Genomic DNA, 14,454 nt, shown 5'->3' on the forward strand with positions numbered 1-14,454 from the left:
TTTAAATTAAGCCTCTATCATATTTAATCTGTTCATTTTTTCTATTAAATCTCCTGTAATAGCAACTACTGCAGATTTAGGAATATTATCGGTATCAAATGGCCAGGTACTTGTTGGGTTCTTTACATCTTTGGTTTGTTCTCCTGGGTGTTGTACACTTAAAAATAATGTTTTACCGTCTGGAGAAAACCAAGGCCCCGTTAATTCTGCATCTCTTGGTGCAGAAGCAACTCTAATTACTTTTCCAGCTTCTTTACCATGCCTTGGTATTACAAACAAACTGTTGTTTTTAAAAGGCATATATGGTTTATCTGCTCGATTCATAGCACTACCAGACATGTCTGTAGTTATCCAAAGATTTCCAGACATATCAAAAGCTAAATTATCCGGACAAGAAAAACCGTTCTCTTCTCCACCAGCAATGTAAGTAGATGCTTTAAAAGTTAAAGCATCAAAAGCACCATTTTTTTCTTCAATTTTTAAAATAGAACCATGAAAATCTCCTTTAGGTTTGTTGTTTGTTAAGGTAATAAAAATGTTTCCTGTAATTGGGTCTATCTCTATATCTTCTGGTCTATTAAGTTGTGTTGCACCTATTAATTTTGATGCTTCTCTTGCTCTAATTAAAACTTCTGTTTGGTCTTTAAAATTACTTTTTAATATCGGTTGATTTTCCCAATCTAAAGCCAACCATTTTCCGTTAATGGTATCTGCAACATACAAAGTTCCTTCTTTTAAAGAACCTGGTTTAGAAGATATAAATTTATATAAATGTTCATCGTTATGATCATCACCTGTATAAGCAACCACTCTCTTATCTTCTAATTCATACAAAGTACAACATTCATGTGCAAAACGCCCTAAAGCAATGTGTTTTTGCGCGGTTCCGTCTTTAGGGTTTACTTCTACAACCCAACCATAATGTTCTGGCGGATAATCATAAAAGTTTTCCCAGCCATAATCACTATTTACATGGCTTTCTGCATTATTTTCATCATATATGGTTTCCCCCCAAAAACCATCGTAATTCTCTTCGCAAGTAATAAATGTTTTCCAAGGTGTAATTCCGCCAGAACAATTGGCAAGTGTACCTTTTACACTATTTTTTCCTTTAATTGGTGTATCCCAATTTAAAGCAATGTCTGTTTGTGCTGTTATTCTTCTGTTATGCGGATCGTTTTTTACAACTTTCCAAACCCCGTTTTCTTCTTTTATACGTACAATAGTTCCGCCAACATTATACATTTCTTTGTCTACTTGTTCTTTTGATTTTGGTAATTTGTTCTCAATATTTTCATCAAAACCAGAAACAAATAAAGGGTTTATATACTCGTGATTAACCCATAATAATCCATCTTTAGGATTCGTATCATCAAACGGAATAAAACAAGTATAATCATTATTAAAGCCAAAAGTGTCTGTATCGCTAATTTTATCTCCCCATTTTAATATGGTATGGTAATCTAATCCCTTAGTTAACAATAAATCATCTTTATCTGAAGCAGTTATTCCTTCTAAAATTAAATTTTGAAGTTCTTGCAATCTTTCATCAGAAATAGTATTAAATCCTTTTGTAGGGTTTGCTGTATTGCCACAACTCATTAAAAATTGAGGTAATACAAGTGATGCTAAACTTGCTTTTCCCATAAAGGAAATAAATTTTCTTCTATTATAATCCATTTTATTTTTAGCTAAAAAATTAAATATATAGTTGTTATAGTGTCTATTATATTTTTTGTTGTGATATAATTTTTAAGAATTCGTTTCTTATTTCTGAATCAGAAAAACAACCTCCATACTCTAAAGTAGTCGTAAAACTACTTTGATCTTTTATTCCTCTTGAAGAAACACAAAGGTGTTTTGCAGTTACCGAAACAATAACATCTTTTGTATCTAAAACTTCTTGTAAATCGTTTAAAATTTGCAGTACTAACCTTTCTTGTACTTGAGGGCGACGTGCATAATAATCTACCAAACGATTAATTTTTGAAAGACCAATTACTTTATCTTTAGGAATATAAGCAACATTGGCAAAACCTACTATTGGTAAAAAATGATGCTCACAAGCAGAGTCTATGGTAATATTTTGTTCTATCAACATTTTTTGATAACTATATTTGTTTTCAAAAGTGGATAGTTTTGGTTTGTTTGCAGGATTTAAACCATAAAATAATTCTTTAACATACATTTTTGCTACTCTGTATGGTGTGCCAGACAAACTATCATCGGTTAAATCTAGTCCCATTTCTTCCATAATCATTTTAAAATGATGTTGAATATTTGTTATCTTTTCATCATCAGATTTATCAAAAGCATCTGCACGCAAAGGTGTTTTTATGCTTGTAGAAATATGATTATCTCCAGTAAGTATTATCTGTTCTTTATCCTTCATGTGTACAACATTTATCTGTATTACATTGGCAATATTTTCTATTATACAGGTGTAAATATATTAATGAAATTGTTGGTATAAATATTATGTTTTCGTTAAGAGATAATAATTCAAATTTTTCATTGATTATTACTGTAAATAAAAACGCCCAACTAAACCACAAAGCTGTTTTAACCCATTGCTTGGTTGTTGTTTGTGTAGTACGGATTACCGCAAAAAAAGAAATTATTAAGAAAAAATAATCGAATAATTTCCACCAACTTGGTACTTCATTACAACAATTTAATAAGCTACTTTGTGCTAAAAAAATAAAAGGTGTTGCAACACAATGTATTAAACATAGTGTGCTTGATATTGCACCAATACTGTCTGCTTTTTGTTTTGTAAATATCATTTAAATAATTATTAATACAACTGAGTTGCAAATGTAGATAAAAAACTTGTTAATACAACCAAGTAGCATTATATTTGTTGTATGGGTATTATTAGGAAAACAAAATCGGTAGAAATATTACTTAACCAATTTAAAAATAGCTCAGAAGCTATTTCTGCTAAGCAATTAATAGAACAATTAGATACACAGTTTAACAAAACAACTATTTATCGTGTTTTAGATAAATTAGAAGATGATGGTGTTTTACACTCTTTTCTTGGTAAAGAAGGGCTTAAATGGTACGCAAAATGTAATGGTTGTACAACTAGTGAACATAAAGATGTACATCCTCATTTTCAATGTTTAAGTTGTGGTAAAGTAGATTGCTTATCTGTAACTGTAAATATTCCTAAAATTGATAAAAGAAAAGTATTTGTTTCTCAGGTTTTAATACAAGGAAAATGCGAAACATGTTGTGCTTAATCTATTTTTATAAGTACCTTATTTACACTATTTAATCTTCTTACCGTTTACTACTGTTTTTTACAAGCCACAATTCTTATAAATTATTACTTATATTTACTCAAATTAATTGAATAAATGAATAAATCTTTTTCTATTTGCGATGAAGATGTATATAATAATTTATATAGAACACATGCAGAAAGCTTAAGGAATCACTTGTATTTTAAGTTTGGTAATTTAGCACAAGCAGAAGATGTTGTACAAGAATCTTTTATTAAATTATGGGCAAAATGTAGTACTATTATTTACGAAAAGGCGGCTGGTTTTTTATATACTGTTTCTAAAAATTTGTTTATTGATATTATTAGATCTAAAAAAGTAGCTTTAAAGTTCGAAAAAAATGCAGTACAAACCCACGACTATGAAGATCCTTATTTTTATTTAAGAACTAAAGAATTTCAACAAAAAATAGAAGACACAATATCTGCTTTGCCAGAAAAACAGCGTGAAGCTTTTTTGTTAAATAGAATTGAAAAATTAACGTACAAAGAAATTGCATTAAAGCTTCAAATTAGTCAAACTGCGGTAGAAAAACGTATTGCAAAAGCATTAATAAAATTAAAAGAAATTACGGAATTACAAAAACGCAATTTTTAAGGTTGGGTAATATGTTATGCTGTGCGTATAAAAGTAAATTAAAATAGATTTAATCGTGGACGATAAATTTAACAAAGAAAATTTTATGGCTCGGTGGCTCGATAATCGTTTAAACGATACAGAGAAAATCGAATTAGAAAAATCTGGAGAATTAGATGCTCTTAAATCTGTTTTAGATGATATTGATACTTGGAAAGTAGAAAAAATGGATATTGATAAAGGTTTAAAAGACCTTAAAGCACGTAAAAAACATGTAATTGCTCCTACTTCATTAAAACAAAAAAAGAAAATCTCTTGGTTAAGTATAGCTGCAAGTTTACTACTATTGATTTCTGCAGGTTATTTTATGTTTCTTAATTTTAATAACCAAACCACTACAATTACTACAGATATAGCAGAAAACAAAAAAATTACACTTCCTGATGGTACAATTATTAAAATGGATGCATTGTCTAGTGTTTCTTATGAAAAGAAAGATTGGAAAAATAATAGAGTTGTTACATTAGATGGTCAAGCTTTTTTTGATGTTATTAAAGGAAATCCTTTTAAAGTTATTACAAAAACAGGACAAATTAACGTTCTGGGTACTCAATTTAACGTAAATAACAATAAAAATATTTTTGAAGTTGTTTGTTATGAAGGAAAGGTAGAAGTAGTTTACAAAACAGATATAAAAATTTTAACCAAAGGACAATGGGTTACTGCTAAACAAGATAAACTGGTTAATTATACACATGATAAAAGTGTACCAGAATGGATTAATGGGTTTAGTAAATACAACAAAACTAACTTGTTAAATGTTATTAATGATTTAGAAAAGTATTATAATGTACAAATTAACTTACCAAAAAAATATCATCTTTTAGAATTTACAGGTACATTAACACATAAAGATTTAAATACAGCATTACAAACTTTATTTACCTCTATGGAAATTAAATATAGTATTGATAAAAATAATACAGTTACCTTTAATTAACGGATGAATTTAAGATTAGTTATTTTAATTGCTTGTTTGGTTACTATAAATTTTTGTAGAGCACAAACGCAAAAAAAAATTAAATTTTCCGAAAAAATAACACAATTAGAAAAAGAATATAACGTTCACTTTTCTTACAATCATACTCTTTTAAATACTGTTTCTTTAGATAATAACCTTAATTGTAAAACTATTTTTTCTTGCTTAAAAAGCATACAAAATAGAGTGCCAATTTACATTAAAACCCAAGACAGTTTAAATTATATGGTTATTCCGAAAAGGATAAATATTAATTTTAAAGCTATAGAAAAAGATACAAAAGAAAGTATTTTAACGTTAGAGTATCAAATAAATAACTCAAAAAAACAAAGTATTTTAGCTGAGGATAAAGTTTTTAAGTTAGAAACTATTTTCCCTTTAGATTCTATACATATATATTCTAGTTTTCATAAAACGATACACATACAAGCTCAAGATTTATCAGCCATAAAAACTTTAAAATTTTATAAAGAGCAAATTCATTTAGATCAAATTATTTTAACTAGTTATTTAACACAAGGTATAGATGCTAAATTAAGCGACCACAGTTTACAAATAAATCCACAAACTTTAGGTTTATTAGCAGGAGAAACCGATGGAGATATTTTTAACGTATTGCAAAGTATACCAGGCATACATTCGCCAAGTGGAAAATCTGGAAACCTAAATTTTAGAGGTAACACCTACGACCAAAACCTTATTCAAATAGATGATATTCCTATTTATCATTCCGGACATTTTTTGGGAGCAATCTCACCCTATAATAGTTCTGTAATTACAAATATTAATGTGCAACGCAATATGTTACCTGCAAAATTTGGAGGTCGTGTAGGTGGACTTATAGATATAAAAACTAGCAATAAAATACAAGACAGTACGCGTTATGAAATGTCTTTAAACACATTATTTGCTGCTGCCACGGTTAAAACCAAACTTATAAAAGATAAATTATCACTTATTGCGGCGTTTAGAACTAGTTATCCAAATTTTAAAACCCCAAAATTAGAGGCTATATCCGAACTTATTTTTCAAGGAAGTAGATTAGAAAACATTGCAGATCAGGTAAATGATACCGAAAATTTTAGTATCGGTTTTTTAGATATGAATGTTAAATTAAATTATAAAATTAACAAAAAACATGCTGCGTCTTTAAGTTTTATAAATATAAAGAATGATTTATCGGCAGAAGTTGAAAGTAGTGACAATAATAATCAAACAGATTTTAGAGATTTAGAACTAGATAATTGGGGTATTACAGGAAAATGGGAAGCTAATTTTTCTGAAAAATGGATAACAGAATTACGGATTAGTAGATCTAAAATGAATTTGATAAGTGAAAGCCAAGGTTTTTTATTAGATGAAAGAAATAGTTTACAAAAATATGATAACACAATTTTAGATACTCGTTTTATAACTGAAGCTATTTATAAACACAGCTCTAATTTATTATTTAAAACAGGTTATACACTTACAGAACATTCGTTAATTAGTAACGAGGTTGAGTTAGAAAATAGTATTGATTCTGAGCGTAAACAAAGTGCAGTTGTACATTCTGCATATTTTTCTTTGCAAAAAAACTGGAAAGATAAATTGATTCTTAATTTAGGTTTTCATAACAATTATTATACTCCAAAAAAGAAATTCCATATAAACCCTCGTTTATCAGCTAGTTATGCAGTTAATAAAAATCTATATTTAAAATCATCAATAGGTACTTCAAATCAATTTATTCAAAAAAAACTAACCAATGATTTTGATGATTTTAATATTACCAATCAACTTTGGTATTTACCCAATAAAGAAATAGATCCTTTAAAAGGAAAACAAGCTATGTTTGGTGCCGTTTTTGATACTTCTAAATGGTTGTTAGATGTAGAGTTGTATCGTAAAAAAACAAATAATATTACCAACAAAACGGATGACAACCAAGGAAGTATTTCTAGTTTAGGAGCAAATATTTTTGTAAAAAAGAAATGGTACAAATTAGAATCTTGGGTAAGTTATGCGCTAAGTAACACGCAAACAAATTTTAATAATACTGCTACCGATGCTTTTTTTGACCAAAAACATCTTATTAATTTTACAACCTTGTTAAACTTAGATCAATGGAAATTTGCAATTTCTTGGGGATATTTTTCTGGGATGCCTGTTATTTATCCTGATGAAACAGATAATAATACCTTAGATGCAGATTTATCTGATAGATTTGATGCTTTACATCAACTTGATTTTTCTTCTTCTTATACTTTTTACAATACATCTAAAAGTTTTAAAACAGTTATCGGCTTGTCTATTCTTAACCTTTATAATGCAGATAATACTGTAAATGTTTTTCAAAATACTTCAGACAGTACATTTAGAAAATCTAGTAAATTCTCACCAAACCTTCAAGTAAATTTATTTTTTTAGCAACTTAAAATCAGATGTTTATAAGTTGGTTTATTTCTTTTAATAAAATTTCTCTATTTTTTTTAAAAAAAGGGTTGGGTAAAAATAATACTTACTCGTATTACATTAAAACAAGCACATTATAGTTTTTAACAGACTAAAAAGTGTCATAAATTAATTAATACTAAATATTAATATGGAAACATATTATTAAAAACCCAAAATTATGAAAACAAAGAAATTTACCTGTATCTTAGTCTTATGTGTTAATATATTACTATTTCAATCTTGTAATGATAGTGAATTTGAAGAAAATTTAGATGAAGATATTGTTACAGCAATTACAGAAATAGAAGTAACAGACACAACAACTAGTTTAATAGTAGCATGGAGTAATCTTTGGGTTTCATTAGATCAATATACAGTAGGAATGCGACCTAATATAGTTACAAGATCTTTAGCATACATACATTTAACCGGTTATGAAACGGCAATACCGTATATGGATAATTATATATCTAATACCAGAAGAATAAACAACCTAAATATCAATACAAATGTATTTGAAAGCAATGTAAATTTAGATTTAGCTTTAAATACTGCATACGCTGTAGCGATAGATCATTTTATGTATGAATTAGAAGCTGGAATTAGACAAAATATTTCAGATTTTGAAAGTAGCAAAAAAGAAGAATTAATTATTGGGCTTTCTGAATCTGAAATAGAAAATTCTGAAAATTGGGGAAGATATGTAGCGCAACGTGTTATTACTTATAGTGAAACAGATAGAGATGCAGAGCAGCAAATAGTTAACCAAACACCTAGTGATTATGAAGCTCCGGTTGGTGTTGGTCTTTGGACAGCAGGAGAAAATGAAAATGCTTGGTTTCCTTACTGGAGAGAAGTTAGAACTTTTGCAATAACGCCAGAGCAATCTAGTAGTACTAATTTTAATTCTGTATTACAGTATAGTACCAATAGTAATAGTACTTATTATCAACAAATGTTTGATGTTTATGAAGCTACTACAAATGCTGCTACAACCAATAGTGAAGACTTATGGATTGCAGAATTTTGGGCAGATGATGTAGAAGGTTTAATGATTAGCCCTCCTGGTAGACACTTTTCTATAGCCAATCAATTAATAGCACAAAATGATTTAGATTATGATGAAACTCTAGAATTATTATTAAGATTAGGTTTTGCAATGAATGATGCTGCTGTTTCTGCTTGGGATGATAAATATACTTATAATATAGAAAGACCAAGCAATTATATTACAGCATATATAAATGATGATTTTACAACAAATTTATCTAAATTTATTAGTGGTGTTAATCCTGCATTTCCAAGTTATCCTTCTGGACACGCTACTTTTGCGGGTGTTGCAGCGGGCGTATTTATAGATTTTTTTAATACTGATAATATCGATTTTACAGATAATACTTACAGTGGTTATACAAATTTGCAATTTAACGGTACGCCAAGAAGTTTTACTTCATTTACAGAAATGGCATTAGAAAACGCTTATTCTAGAGTACCATTAGGTGTACATATAGAGCAAGACGCTATTGAAGGTTTGCGTTTAGGATATGAAGTATCTAATGCGATAAACAACCTTAATTTAACTAGAAATAATTAAATTTTTAGTCTCTTTAAAAATCATGGTATTTTTTATTATCATGATTTTTTTACATTAGATTTAGAATAATATTTTCATAATATTATTCTAAATTTAATTCTTTCATAATTTCTGCAAACAATTTATAAGAACGAATTCTATCTTTTCCATCGTAAATATTTGTAACAGCAATAAGTTCATCTACTTTAGTTTTATTGATAAACTCTTTAATTTCTGCCTTTACTTTTGCTTTGCTACCAATAAAAGAATATTTTAACATTTGATGCACTTGCGGATTTTTTAAAACCTCTTTATACTCATCTGTCATAGCGGTTGGTGGTTGTACTTTATCTCTTTTTCCTGTAAAAATACCAACAATCATTCGTATAAGAGAAGTTGCTAAACTTTCTGCATATTCATCTGTATCAGCAATTATTACATTTACACCTGCCATTATATATGGCTTTTGTAAATTATTAGAGGCCGTAAATTCTTTACGATAAATATCTATAGCATTATGTAAATGCGTTGTAGCAAAATGACTTGCAAATGCATAAGGAAGTCCTTTTTTTGCTGCTAAATGAGCGCTATCTGTACTAGAACCTAAAATATATATAGGTACATTTACGTTTTCTGCTACAGGCACTCTTACTTTTGCATTTGTATTATTAGCCGAAAAATATTGTTGTATTTTTTCTATCTCTGTAGGAAAAGATTGTGCTGCTGTCATAAAGTCAGAACGAATTGCTTGTGCTGTTTCTCTATCCGTTCCTGGTGCTCTACCTAAACCTAAATCAATTCTATTGGGATAAATAGTAGCTAAAGTACCAACTTGTTCTGCAATAATTAAAGGCGAATGATTAGGCAACATTATTCCGCCAGAACCAATACGTATTCTTTGGGTATCTGCAGCAATATAGCCCATTAATATTGTAGTAGCGCTACTAGCTATATTTGGTGAGTTGTGGTGTTCTGCTAACCAATAACGAGTATAACCAAAAGCTTCTGCTTTTTGTGCTAAATGAAGTGCATTATTATAAGTTTCTTTAAAACTATGGTTTTTAGAAACTAATGCTAAGTCTAATATAGAGTATAATATATTCGATTTTTTCATAAAAAAAGAAGTCTTCAGTTTACGATTATTTGTACGATAAAAGTACATTATTTATAAAAAAACAAAGGTCCTTTTTCTACAAAAGGACCAATTTGTTCTACCTGTTTTTTTAAGAAGTTAATGTTCTAAAATAAGGTGTTTTAAGATTTTTTTTAATACCCAACAGCTTTATCATCGCCTCTTTTATCTGCTCCACCTTCTAATTTTCCATCTAAAAGTACTTTAATAGCATCAACTTTACCTATAATGGGTGTTCTTTTTTCGTTAATTATATAACCTTTAGATTTTAATTCTTCATTTAATTTACTTGAAAACCCATTCGGTTCAAATATCACTCTTTATTTAGCTAGTTTTAATTTAATGTTATTTTTCATTTATAAAAAAGTATATTTGCGCTCAATTTTAAATTTTATGGTATTGCCATAATTTTATATTATTTTTTATAAAACAATAAATTATGAAACAATTAATTACAGTATTAACAGTTATTTTATTTAGTACAGTTACCTTTGGTCAATTACAAGTTTCTGCAAGTACTGGTTATGCTATTGGAAGTGCAGGTATGAAATTAGGAGAAAAAATTAATACTACTTCAACAGAAAATACTTACGGTAGTTATGGAGAAGGTTTAAATTTCCAGCTAAGAGGAACGTATTTTTTTAACAATAAGTTAGGTGCAGATTTAGCTTTTGGTTACTTAAATGGAGCAGATCAAACTATATCTGAGGTAACTTTACCAACAACAGAAGTAAATGCAATTGCAAGAGCTCGTGCATACGGAGCTTCTCTTGCTGTAGTTTATAAATTTACAGATAATGTTTACGGACGTTTTGGGGCTTTAATTAAAGTTGGTGGTAAAACTGAAGCTGTTGTTGCTAGTAAATCTGTTTTTTCTGATGATGAAGCTACTGCTTTGGGTTTAGATAGTGGTTCTTATACAGAAACAAATTATGTAGAAGATTTTCACGGACATTTACCATTAGGTTTTGTTGCTGCATTAGGTTATACATTTAATTTAGATGATCATTTTAGTCTTTTTGTTGAAGGAGAATATTATGGAATTAGTTTAAAAAGAAAAGATTCTGAATTAAAATCATTTAATACAGATGTGTTTACATCTAACGGAACTTTAGCTGTAAGCGGTTTATATACTTTAGATAATTTACCTGAAGGATATGTAAAAAACACAACTTATGTAGATGATTTATCGCATGCAGATGCTGCTACAGATGCTTCTAAAGAATTATCACAAAAAGTACCATATTCTTCATTTGGTATCAATTTTGGTATTATTTACAAGTTTAAAGGTTAAAATAAAAACCATTTAGAATAGTTTAAAGCTCATTAAAAATGATTATTTTTAATGAGCTTTTTTATAACTTATTGTTTTAAATTAGAATTTTAATAAAATCTTTATAGATAGAGTTGGTTTATTTTTTAGAAAATAGAATAAATATAATTTTAACTTTAAATATTGCATTATTTTATAAAAACAGTATTGTTTTAGAAAAAATTAACTTAATAAAAAGCATTTATCACTAATATTGCAATATGCAAAAAATACTATTTATAATGTGTTTATTGGTAACAATAAGCACTTTTTCTCAGAAAGACACTTTACGTGTAACACATTTAAAAGGGCAAATTATTCATGCAGAATCTAAAAAAGCATTGAGTGCTGCTCATATTTTAAACCTTAATTCTGTTAACGGAACAATTACAGATGACAAAGGTTTTTTTGATATACCTACAAAAGCAAACGATACTATTTTGGTTTCTTATCTTGGTTACGCTTCCATTAAACTTAAAATTACAAACGATTTATTGCATGGTAATGAGCTTTTAATTGGTTTATATGAAAAACCAGAAGAAGTAAAAGAAGTAGTTATAAAATCTACAAAATTAATTGGTGTTTTAGAAATTGATATTAAACAAGTACCTAAAGATAGGTTTACAAGAATTAAAATTAATGGACTACCACAAACGTATGAGGTAGGTAAGCCAAAAGGTAAAGACTTCTCCTCTCCTATTTCGGCATTATTTCAACCAGTAGATTTCTTGTATTCACTTTTTGGAAAAAAACCAAAACAATTAGAAAAGCTTCAGAAATTAAAAAAAGAAGATGATTTAAGAAAAATGTTAGCTGGTAAATTTGATAGAGAAGTAATGATGGAATACCTACAAATGGACAGACAAGAACTTTCTGAACTTTTATCAGATTGTAATTATTCTGAATATTTTGTAAAAAAAGCATCAGATTTACAAATGATAGAAGCTGTTTTAGATTGCTACGAAAATTATAAAGCATTAAAAAACGGAAAAATAGACAGAGATAAAATACCTGTAAAAAACTAAAAATAAAAAAGGGTCAAAAGTAATTTACTTTTGACCCTTTTCATCAACTATTAAAACTAACTAAAAATGATTAACCATTCTTACTTATAAGACACATAATTCTTATATAAGTTACATAATAAAAGTATTTTAACATAAAATTAAGTTTTAAGCATTTCTTTAATTTGCAAAAAAGCTTCTTTTAAGTATTATAAAAAACAAAGAATCTAGCTTTTATAGCTAGATTCTTTGTTTTTTATTTTAAACTATAGTTTTTATTGATTTCCAAGAATAATTGGCATTCCAGACTCACCAGAGCCTATAACAATTACTTTACTGTTTGGAGATTTAGAAAGCTCTAAAGTTGCACTAATTCCTTTTTCTTGTAAAATTTTATCGGTTAAAGAGGCACTTAAAATTTTATTTGCAACAGCTTTACCTTCTGCATCAATTTTTTGTCTTTGTGCTTCTTTTTCTGCTTTTGCAATTCTAAACTCGTATTCTAAAGACTCTTGTTCTTGTTTTAGTTTTGTTTCAATTGCAGTTCTAATAGTAGTAGGTAATTTAACATCTTCTACTAAAACACGTTTTACAATTAAAAATTGATCTTTTAAAACAATTTTAATTTCATCTAAAATTTCTTGTTCTATAACATCTCTTTTACTAGAATATAATTGCTCTGGTGTATAACGTCCTACAACACTTCTTGCAGCTGCATTTATAGCAGGATCTAGCAATTCATGTTCGTAATCTTCACCTTTTGTTTTTATCAATTTACCTAAATTGTTAAACTCTGGTTCGTACCATATTGTACCGTTTACTTTAACTTCTAAACCATTAACAGATAGTACATTCATTTCATCAGAAATAGATTGCTGACGTACTTTTCTTACAATCATCTTGTTCCAAGGAAGTACAATATGAAAACCTTCTCCATAAGTTTTTTCTGTATTTATACCATTACCTAATGTTTCAAAAATTACACCTCCTTCACCAGGACCAATAGTTACAGTAGATTTAGAGAATATAATTAATACAATTACTGCTATAATTATTATAAAAACTCCTCCTTTTGGAAACTTAATATCCAATTGATTACTTGCCATTTTTTTTATTTTAAAATTCTTTCAAATTTACAATTTTAAATCATCAAACACCTTTAATATAATCAGAATCTTCTTTAACAACTTCTAACTCTATGGTAACGTGTTCTATATTAAAATCATCATGTAAAAGTGTTTTTAAAGTATTTTTTAGGTCATTGGTTTTTTGCCAATTTACAGCATCTTTAAGCATTAGATGGATTGTTAAAATATGATATTCTCCATCCATTGTCCATAAATGACAGTCTTCTACACTTATTATTTCATCAAAAACAACAATTCTTTCTTTAATTTTATCAACAGAAACTTCTATTGGTGTTGCTTGTAAAATGATACGAATACTTTCTTTACCGTTTTTAAAAACATTAAATAAGATAAAACCAGCAATCATTAAAGATAAAAGAGGATCTAAAAAAGGGACATTATAAAATTGCATTACAATACTAGCAGTTAAAACGGCTACCCAACCTAAAACATCTTCTAACATATGTAAAGAAACCACTCTTTCGTTAATAGAAGTTCCTTTTCTTAATTTTAATACAGCAGCACCGTTAACAATAATCCCTAAAATGGCAATCCACATCATTCCTTTAGTATTAGAGGCTTCTGGGTTAATTATTCTTGGTATTGCTTTAATAATGATTAAAATAGATCCTATTAATAAAATTAAAGAGTTTATAATAGCACCCAATAAAGAGTATCTTTTAAAACCGTATGTAAAAATTTTTGTTGGTTTTTTATTTGATATTTTTTGAAAATACCAAGCTAAACCTAAACTTATACTATCTCCTAAATCATGAATTGCATCAGAAGTAATAGCTAAACTATTTGTGTAAATTCCACCAATAAACTCTACAATAGAAAAAAATAAGTTTAAAAAAAAAGCAGTACTTATATTTTCTGTTGATGTATGTTGATGACCGCTATGATGATGATGATGCCCCATGTTTGTTTTTAATAGATAGATACTTTTTTTTATTAAAAGATGC

The 14,454-nt window shown here is 28.1% G+C and carries 13 protein-coding genes and 1 pseudogene; 7 read left to right on the forward strand and 7 right to left on the reverse strand.

The window, feature by feature from the left end:
* Nucleotides 1-6: 6 nt before the first annotated feature.
* Genes KI686_RS10455 through KI686_RS10465 form a run of 3 tightly spaced genes read right to left on the reverse strand, consistent with a single transcriptional unit; the run spans nucleotide 7 to nucleotide 2,786 of the window.
* Nucleotides 7-1,680 (reverse strand): PhoX family protein, encoded by a 1,674-nt coding sequence (locus tag KI686_RS10455; RefSeq protein WP_237589235.1) that lies wholly within the window; start codon nucleotides 1,678-1,680, stop codon nucleotides 7-9.
* A gap of 46 nt (nucleotides 1,681-1,726) precedes the next feature.
* On the reverse strand, nucleotides 1,727-2,392 hold the full coding sequence (folE, locus tag KI686_RS10460; RefSeq protein WP_237589236.1) for a GTP cyclohydrolase I FolE: 666 nt from the start codon (nucleotides 2,390-2,392) through the stop codon (nucleotides 1,727-1,729).
* A complete protein-coding gene (locus tag KI686_RS10465; RefSeq protein ID WP_237589237.1) occupies nucleotides 2,382-2,786 on the reverse strand; it encodes a MerC domain-containing protein in 405 nt (134 codons plus the stop codon). The genes folE and KI686_RS10465 overlap by 11 nt, the downstream gene beginning before the upstream one ends.
* 81 nt (nucleotides 2,787-2,867) lie before the next feature.
* Here KI686_RS10465 and KI686_RS10470 point away from each other — a divergent pair, with 81 nt between their 5' ends.
* The 5 genes from KI686_RS10470 to KI686_RS10490 all read left to right on the forward strand — a co-directional run bounded on the left by KI686_RS10470 (nucleotide 2,868) and on the right by KI686_RS10490 (nucleotide 8,935).
* The gene (locus tag KI686_RS10470; protein ID WP_237589238.1) at nucleotides 2,868-3,248 is read left to right on the forward strand and encodes a Fur family transcriptional regulator; all 381 of its coding nucleotides are present in this window, start codon (nucleotides 2,868-2,870) and stop codon (nucleotides 3,246-3,248) included.
* 117 nt (nucleotides 3,249-3,365) lie between these two features.
* Entirely contained in the window at nucleotides 3,366-3,887 is a 522-nt protein-coding gene (locus KI686_RS10475) for an RNA polymerase sigma factor (protein ID WP_237589239.1), read from the forward strand.
* A gap of 85 nt (nucleotides 3,888-3,972) precedes the next feature.
* Nucleotides 3,973-4,866, forward strand: a complete 894-nt coding sequence (locus tag KI686_RS10480) for a FecR family protein (protein WP_237589240.1) — start codon at nucleotides 3,973-3,975, stop codon at nucleotides 4,864-4,866.
* A gap of 3 nt (nucleotides 4,867-4,869) precedes the next feature.
* Entirely contained in the window at nucleotides 4,870-7,314 is a 2,445-nt protein-coding gene (locus KI686_RS10485) for a TonB-dependent receptor plug domain-containing protein (protein ID WP_237589241.1), read from the forward strand.
* Between the two features lie 205 nt (nucleotides 7,315-7,519).
* Nucleotides 7,520-8,935, forward strand: coding sequence for a vanadium-dependent haloperoxidase (locus tag KI686_RS10490; RefSeq protein ID WP_237589242.1), 1,416 nt, complete (start codon nucleotides 7,520-7,522; stop codon nucleotides 8,933-8,935).
* A gap of 82 nt (nucleotides 8,936-9,017) precedes the next feature.
* Here KI686_RS10490 and KI686_RS10495 read toward each other — a convergent pair whose 3' ends face one another.
* On the reverse strand, nucleotides 9,018-10,028 hold the full coding sequence (locus KI686_RS10495) for an LLM class flavin-dependent oxidoreductase (protein WP_237589243.1): 1,011 nt from the start codon (nucleotides 10,026-10,028) through the stop codon (nucleotides 9,018-9,020).
* A 152-nt stretch (nucleotides 10,029-10,180) separates the two neighbouring features.
* Nucleotides 10,181-10,363, reverse strand: a pseudogene (locus KI686_RS10500) (gamma-glutamyltransferase); the annotation flags it as partial.
* A 122-nt stretch (nucleotides 10,364-10,485) separates the two neighbouring features.
* On the opposite strand from KI686_RS10500, the gene KI686_RS10505 reads away from it, so the two are divergent.
* Both KI686_RS10505 and KI686_RS10510 read left to right on the forward strand, forming a co-directional pair.
* The gene (locus tag KI686_RS10505; protein ID WP_237589244.1) at nucleotides 10,486-11,340 is read left to right on the forward strand and encodes an outer membrane beta-barrel protein; all 855 of its coding nucleotides are present in this window, start codon (nucleotides 10,486-10,488) and stop codon (nucleotides 11,338-11,340) included.
* A gap of 239 nt (nucleotides 11,341-11,579) precedes the next feature.
* Nucleotides 11,580-12,383 (forward strand): carboxypeptidase-like regulatory domain-containing protein, encoded by an 804-nt coding sequence (locus tag KI686_RS10510; protein WP_237589245.1) that lies wholly within the window; start codon nucleotides 11,580-11,582, stop codon nucleotides 12,381-12,383.
* A 254-nt stretch (nucleotides 12,384-12,637) separates the two neighbouring features.
* Here the strand turns inward: KI686_RS10510 and KI686_RS10515 are convergent, their stop codons facing one another.
* Both KI686_RS10515 and KI686_RS10520 read right to left on the reverse strand, forming a co-directional pair.
* Entirely contained in the window at nucleotides 12,638-13,468 is an 831-nt protein-coding gene (locus tag KI686_RS10515) for a prohibitin family protein (RefSeq protein WP_237589246.1), read from the reverse strand.
* A gap of 43 nt (nucleotides 13,469-13,511) precedes the next feature.
* Nucleotides 13,512-14,411 (reverse strand): cation diffusion facilitator family transporter, encoded by a 900-nt coding sequence (locus tag KI686_RS10520; protein WP_237589247.1) that lies wholly within the window; start codon nucleotides 14,409-14,411, stop codon nucleotides 13,512-13,514.
* Nucleotides 14,412-14,454 lie beyond the last annotated feature (43 nt).

Origin of the sequence: Polaribacter sargassicola (assembly GCF_021991835.1) — a bacterium.
GTDB classification, from domain to species: Bacteria; Bacteroidota; Bacteroidia; order Flavobacteriales; family Flavobacteriaceae; genus Polaribacter; species Polaribacter sargassicola.

What these genes read in the sequence shown, in the direction of transcription:
- KI686_RS10455 (WP_237589235.1), bottom strand. Translation starts at nt 1,680, where the DNA reads ATGGATTATAATAGAAGAAAATTTATTTCCTTTATGGGAAAAGCAAGT.
- folE (WP_237589236.1), bottom strand. Translation starts at nt 2,392, where the DNA reads ATGAAGGATAAAGAACAGATAATACTTACTGGAGATAATCATATTTCT.
- KI686_RS10465 (WP_237589237.1), bottom strand. Translation starts at nt 2,786, where the DNA reads ATGATATTTACAAAACAAAAAGCAGACAGTATTGGTGCAATATCAAGC.
- KI686_RS10470 (WP_237589238.1), top strand. Translation starts at nt 2,868, where the DNA reads ATGGGTATTATTAGGAAAACAAAATCGGTAGAAATATTACTTAACCAA.
- KI686_RS10475 (WP_237589239.1), top strand. Translation starts at nt 3,366, where the DNA reads ATGAATAAATCTTTTTCTATTTGCGATGAAGATGTATATAATAATTTA.
- KI686_RS10480 (WP_237589240.1), top strand. Translation starts at nt 3,973, where the DNA reads ATGGCTCGGTGGCTCGATAATCGTTTAAACGATACAGAGAAAATCGAA.
- KI686_RS10485 (WP_237589241.1), top strand. Translation starts at nt 4,870, where the DNA reads ATGAATTTAAGATTAGTTATTTTAATTGCTTGTTTGGTTACTATAAAT.
- KI686_RS10490 (WP_237589242.1), top strand. Translation starts at nt 7,520, where the DNA reads ATGAAAACAAAGAAATTTACCTGTATCTTAGTCTTATGTGTTAATATA.
- KI686_RS10495 (WP_237589243.1), bottom strand. Translation starts at nt 10,028, where the DNA reads ATGAAAAAATCGAATATATTATACTCTATATTAGACTTAGCATTAGTT.
- KI686_RS10505 (WP_237589244.1), top strand. Translation starts at nt 10,486, where the DNA reads ATGAAACAATTAATTACAGTATTAACAGTTATTTTATTTAGTACAGTT.
- KI686_RS10510 (WP_237589245.1), top strand. Translation starts at nt 11,580, where the DNA reads ATGCAAAAAATACTATTTATAATGTGTTTATTGGTAACAATAAGCACT.
- KI686_RS10515 (WP_237589246.1), bottom strand. Translation starts at nt 13,468, where the DNA reads ATGGCAAGTAATCAATTGGATATTAAGTTTCCAAAAGGAGGAGTTTTT.
- KI686_RS10520 (WP_237589247.1), bottom strand. Translation starts at nt 14,411, where the DNA reads ATGGGGCATCATCATCATCATAGCGGTCATCAACATACATCAACAGAA.